The 5,718-nt window shown below is 41.0% G+C and carries 8 protein-coding genes; 5 read left to right on the forward strand and 3 right to left on the reverse strand.

Going from position 1 to position 5,718, the window contains the following annotated elements:
- The 3 genes from QZY09_RS23670 to QZY09_RS23680 form a co-directional block, all read left to right on the forward strand.
- Positions 1–463: 1-acyl-sn-glycerol-3-phosphate acyltransferase (locus tag QZY09_RS23670; RefSeq protein ID WP_295676902.1), on the forward strand; the 463-nt coding region annotated here is incomplete at its 5' end.
- Complete coding sequence (gene gatC, locus QZY09_RS23675) at positions 460–768, forward strand: Asp-tRNA(Asn)/Glu-tRNA(Gln) amidotransferase subunit GatC (protein ID WP_295676905.1); 309 nt, start codon at positions 460–462, stop codon at positions 766–768. The genes QZY09_RS23670 and gatC, both read left to right, overlap by 4 nt.
- Positions 769–1,022: 254 nt before the next feature.
- Complete coding sequence (locus tag QZY09_RS23680) at positions 1,023–1,748, forward strand: ABC transporter ATP-binding protein (protein WP_295676921.1); 726 nt, start codon at positions 1,023–1,025, stop codon at positions 1,746–1,748.
- Between the two features lie 166 nt (positions 1,749–1,914).
- On the opposite strand, the gene QZY09_RS23685 is transcribed toward QZY09_RS23680, so the two are convergent.
- Positions 1,915–2,538 (reverse strand): hypothetical protein, encoded by a 624-nt coding sequence (locus tag QZY09_RS23685; RefSeq protein WP_295676908.1) that lies wholly within the window; start codon positions 2,536–2,538, stop codon positions 1,915–1,917.
- A 187-nt stretch (positions 2,539–2,725) separates the two neighbouring features.
- Between QZY09_RS23685 and QZY09_RS23690 the strand changes: the two genes are divergently transcribed.
- A complete protein-coding gene (locus tag QZY09_RS23690) occupies positions 2,726–3,124 on the forward strand; it encodes an SRPBCC domain-containing protein (protein ID WP_295676911.1) in 399 nt (132 codons plus the stop codon).
- A gap of 18 nt (positions 3,125–3,142) precedes the next feature.
- Here QZY09_RS23690 and QZY09_RS23695 read toward each other — a convergent pair whose 3' ends face one another.
- On the reverse strand, positions 3,143–3,928 hold the full coding sequence (locus tag QZY09_RS23695) for a hypothetical protein (protein ID WP_295676913.1): 786 nt from the start codon (positions 3,926–3,928) through the stop codon (positions 3,143–3,145).
- Between the two features lie 76 nt (positions 3,929–4,004).
- On the reverse strand, positions 4,005–4,991 hold the full coding sequence (locus QZY09_RS23700) for a chitinase (RefSeq protein WP_295676916.1): 987 nt from the start codon (positions 4,989–4,991) through the stop codon (positions 4,005–4,007).
- Between the two features lie 257 nt (positions 4,992–5,248).
- Here QZY09_RS23700 and QZY09_RS23705 point away from each other — a divergent pair.
- A partial coding sequence (locus QZY09_RS23705) for a cob(I)yrinic acid a,c-diamide adenosyltransferase (RefSeq protein WP_295676919.1) occupies positions 5,249–5,718 on the forward strand: 470 nt, incomplete at its 3' end.

Consider the following 5,718-nt stretch of genomic DNA (forward strand, 5'->3'; position numbering starts at 1 on the left):
CATTGCTGCAAAAAATAACCATTCCTTTATCGGTAAGGAAGAACTGAAGCAAAATATGGTGCTGGGCTACTTCTTCCATACCATTGATGTTACTGTTAACCGGGAAAGTAAGATCTCTTCCTTCCGGGCCTTTAAAAAGGCTGGTGAAAAATTAAAAGAGGGCGTCAGCGTGGTGATCTTCCCGGAAGCGACCATCCCGCTGGAATATCCGCCAAAACTGGGCACATTTAAAAATGGCGCTTTCAGGCTGGCAATTGAATTAAAAGTTCCTGTTTTGCCTGTAACTTCGCTCAATACCTGGAAAGTTTTATGGAATACTGGCACTAAATATGGCAGCAGGCCGGGCATTTGTGATATATTTGTGCACCAACCCATTGAAACTGCGCATTTGACATTGGATGATGCCGATACGCTGCGTGATGAAGTTTATGAAGTGATTAAACAAAAACTTGGAGTAGAATGACCATTGACGAAGAAACTGTTGAAAAAATAGCCCACCTGGCCAGGCTTGAACTGACCGGGGAAGAAAAATTGCACATGATCGAGGATATGAACAGGATCCTCGGTTTTATGGATAAACTAAACGAAATAAATACAACGGGCGTTGATCCCCTTGTGTATATGACATCTGAAGTGAATAACATGCGTGAAGACGTAGTAAAGCAGGAAATCACCCATGAAGAGGCTTTATTAAATGCTCCAAAACACGACGACGAATATTTTTTGGTAGCTAAAGTTATTGATTTGAAGTCAGAGAAGTCGGAGTAGTCGGGTAAAGTCCGAAAGTCAGTAAAGTCCGAAAGACCAAAAGAAAAAGAATAGGTTTGAGCGGTACTTCGCGGGTAATGTTTTCAATTGCAACAATATTTACGCAAAAGACAAAATGAATCTTCCGGACTTTCGGTCTTTCCGACTTTCGGACTTCCTCAAAATAATCTGTAACAAAATCCGGCAGGTAGCGTCAAACCAAGAAAAATATGGAGCCACTAATTACCTCAAAGGATACTTCATCTAAAAAAACCATGGAGCCTTTGATCATCTTAAAAGATATCGGGCGTAAATACGTTATTGGCACGGAGATCATCCATGCCCTTAAATCAGTTTCGTTAACTATCAAAAAAGGTGAATTTGTGGCTTTAATGGGTCCTTCCGGCTCCGGGAAATCAACCCTGATGAATATTCTGGGCTGCCTGGACACACCTACTAAAGGTGAATATATCCTCAACGGTATCGATGTGAGCCATATGACGGATAACGAGCTGGCAGAAGTAAGAAATAAAGAGATCGGCTTCGTGTTTCAAACGTTTAACCTTCTGCCGCGAAATACAGCATTAGACAATGTGGCCCTGCCATTGGTTTATGCAGGAGTTAATAAAGCCGACAGACAGGAACGGGCCAGGAAAAATCTCGAAAACGTAGGTTTAGGTAACCGCGTAGACCATAAGCCTAATGAACTTTCGGGCGGTCAGCGCCAGCGTGTAGCCGTAGCCCGTGCGCTCATCAATAACCCCTCCATCATATTGGCGGATGAGCCTACAGGAAACCTCGATACCAAGACCTCTATTGAAATAATGGGACTTATTGAGGATATCCATGCCAAAGGCAATACCATCATCTTAGTAACACACGAAGAGGATATCGCTTTACATGCGCACCGCATTGTCCGTATGCGCGACGGATTAATTGAAAACGATTATCCGAATGAAAATATCCATCAAGTGGATAGGAGTAAGGTTGTGGCTGAATAGTTATTTGGTTGATAGGTTGATAGGTTGATTGGGTTGGATTAGGTGGATTAAGTTGTTCATCAACCACTCAATGTTACTTTTAGTAAACTTTCAGTTAGATTAATCACTTCATCAGGTTCCAGCCATCAATCTCTTACCAAAGCAGCAAATCATCAATTAGGTCAGGTTACCAGCACGACTTACAAACCCTCTCAGCAAACTCAGCCAGGTGAACGGCCATCCCCGGCATTACAGGGTTTTGACTGCCCGCTATTAACGTATGCCCGATAATTTCCACTACAAAGCCATCTTCCCTGATGTCCATTACGGCGTTGCGGAAATTGCGGTCAATGCTGCGTACCGCTTTGTCGCGGTCATTCACCAGCACATAAAAGGTATCACTAAAAGCTTTGTCTTCCTCAAAATCCAGTTCGACAGGGTGTACCAATTCAATAATTTTGTCGGTAAGTGTTTCCCGCCTGATCAATACCCTGTCAAAATCGTTTTTTACATAGGCTAATGCCCAGGTTTGGTAGTGATAATGGTGAAATCGTTCGTATTTACCCATCGTACTGGAATGGGCTTCCACAAGAATAACATAGCAGTCGTTGCCGTTTTCATGTTTGAGGGCATAGGAGCCCCTGATGTTTACATCTTCATACTGGTTAAATACTTCAAATTGTTCCAGTTGAAAATCAATGTTGCCGGTTACCTGGACATCGAATTTGGCCTTTAGCGCCATATAGGTATCATTGAACAGGTCAATTGTATCGCTGGTAAGGCCGGTGGTGTCAAAAGGATAGTTTTCCATTAAACAAATCGTTTTTTTATGAAAAGCGTTAGTCGACGTAAATAAACCAACAAAACGGCAATAAACCAATTCTATCAATAAAACTGTCGCAAACAGCCCCTCATTTGTCGTATTTGCACATCATCGATACCAATAAATGGCCTTAGATTTAGTTTGTTTTTTTATTAGCCTTTAAAATACCAACACTATGGCTTTATCATTTACAGTTTCAACGACGATACCAGCAGGTAAGGAAACTATTTACAATGCCTGGCTGGATAGCAAACAGCACGCGCTAATGATAGGGACAGGCTCGGCCATAGGCAGCCACAAGGTGGGGGATACTTTTATGGCCCATGATGGTTATATTACGGGTACCAATGATGAACTGGTGCCTTATTCAAAAATAGTACAGCGTTGGAGATCCACTGAATTTAAGGAGAGTGACGAGGACTCAGTAATTACGGTAACGTTTGAAGATGCAAGCGGCGGTACCCTGGTTACCTTAATCCATTCAAATTTACCGCCTCACGGAATGCAATACGAAACTGGCTGGGTTATCCATTATTTTGAACCGATGAAGGAATATTTTGGGGATGGCCGTTAAGATTTTGTTCGATTTTGATTATTTCCACCATCTGTCTTCTTCAGTATTTTTGGCAATTTTATTGTTTTGCGAAACCGCTAAATCCCTCAGAGATTGCCAGCCAAATTTTAAATATTTATCCGCTGGTGAAAATTCGCCCGCGCCTATATCTAAATCGCCTGGATTTGGGACCCGGTAATCACCCCAATTACATTTTTTCATTAACATACTCCTGTACGAATTCCATTGCCCAACAAATTGATTATTGGAATAACCATCTGCATTTAAGTCGATATCATCGTACTTCACCTGGTCGTACTTGTCAATATAAAAGTTGGTTTGGAACACACCATTAAAAACCCCTGAATTTTTTTGATCCATATTTTCGGGTAAATTGTATTCGCCTAACATTGTATATTCTCCCATTATTCCTTTGTTTTTATATATTCCATCAACCCCATAGGAAGTCGATTTAAATTTTCGAATATTTGAAATTTTCAATGTGCCCCTGAATGTGCAAATGGTGTTTTTAACCATTGATTTGCCAAAAACTAAATAAGTATCGGTTGACGAAGCGACTTTGAAAGCAGAAATAAACTTTATGCGAATACGCTGGTAATTGTCTCCAATAAAGCCAAAAACCTCAGCGTTGTCCGCATGAGTAAACAAAGATGAAAAATCAAGTTTTGTTAACTGAGATTTTAACTCTATAGCTGAGAGGTTTTTATTTGCAAGTTGATCGTGTTTGAACTTTTGGGCCTCGGTTTGTGCAAACCCGAAAATATAGCTTGTAATTAAAACTAGTGTAATAATGGTTCGTTTCATAAGTTTTTGATAAGGCTAAATAAACCAGATGTATCCTACAAATATAATTCCGAAATCGAACATCCGCATTCCGACATCAAAAAGGTTTCATCTTTCCGCAGGAGCAGGCGCAATTGGGATCGCCTACACCGAGTTTTTGTAAGAAATGCCGGTAAAAACCGATACGATCTTTCATGCCATAATTATTTTCGCCTTTGTTACACTCCACATTGCCGTTAACGATATTGATGGTCATCCCGAAGCCAGGAACGCGGCCCGCAGCTTTATCTGCCGCATTGGGCTGCCATTTGCCGATCATTACATCATGCGCCGAAGGTTTTAATGCCTGCGGCGTCATCCAAAAATAAATGGCTGTTTTAAAGGCCACCACGGCATCGCTTGCCACCAGTTCCGGGTTATTGAGCAGGGTATGTTTATTGCCAAAAATGCAATCCGAGGCATAACCGTAATTACCATTATAACTTAGTTGCATTGGCCCGCGGCCGTAATATTTTTTACCGGTAACTGCCGGGTAGGCGTCATTTGGCGCCGTATAACTGTTTGAAGTATCATTTTCATGCAAAAACATCAGCCCATCGTTATATTGCCCGTCTTCGCCATGCCTGGTTTCGTGCGCTATCTGTGCAAAAAAAGCAGCTAATTCTTTTTTATTTGTGGACGGGTCCTTTTCGGCAAAAAAAAAGCCGTAGTCTATCAAATACGTGCTATCTGGCTTCTTTTTTGCCCAATCTTCGTTAAAGTCCTCATCCTGGCGTATAACGGTTGATTTACCTGTGCTTTTATCTGTACGGGTAAACTGGTATGTATTTCCCGTGCGTTTCACCACTTTTATTTTTACCAGGCTTAAATCTTTAACTGCTTTTATAAAAGCTGCGTAAGTATAAAACTTGTCCCGCATGGGGAACAAATCATTGAATTGCTTTTCGGTGATCATGCTGGCAACCGAAGTTTTATTGGCCGATAGACCTGCATCAGCATTTGCCGGTTTATCGCATTTTAAACTTAAAAGCGTAACTGATAGAATAATAACACTTATTTTGGCTGATAATAGGATGGAGCTCATGTTTTGATTTCGGATGTCGGATGTTCGATTTCGGAATGTATTGTTAATAATAACGCTTTAATTAACACAGTGTTTATGTTTTTGAATAATATATTTCGAAAATGAACAATCAAAATGCCAAATCAAAACAATAAATTCGAAAGTCAGAACCGGGATTAAGCAGATTTGTGGATTTACAGGATTTAAATGTTGTTTGACCAGTAGATTTTAAATCTAAACGTAAATCCAAAATCGAAATTCCGAAATCCGAAATTAAAATGAAAATATACACCAAAACAGGCGACAAAGGTTTTACCTCATTAATAGGAGGGACTCGTGTGCCAAAATCACACATCCGGATTGAAAGTTACGGAACCGTTGATGAATTGAATTCCTACGTGGGGCTTATTATAGACCAGGACATTGATGCGCATCATAAAGAGATATTGAAACAGGTACAGGACCGCTTATTCACCATCGGCTCGTCATTGGCTTCAGATCCGGAGAAATCAAGGATGATCATTCCTGATCTCCATTTAGAGGATATTGAGCTACTCGAGAAGGAAATGGATACAATGAACGAGCAATTGCCTGAATTGCGGCATTTTATTTTGCCCGGCGGGAGTAATGCCATATCTTATTGCCATATTGCGCGCTGTGTATGCAGGAGGGCCGAAAGGATAACCGTTCACCTCGCAGGAGAGAGTACCGTGGATGAAAAGGTAACCATTTATCTTAACAGGCTGAG

The organism is uncultured Mucilaginibacter sp. (assembly GCF_903913935.1).
In the GTDB taxonomy this organism is placed as follows: domain Bacteria; phylum Bacteroidota; class Bacteroidia; order Sphingobacteriales; family Sphingobacteriaceae; genus Mucilaginibacter.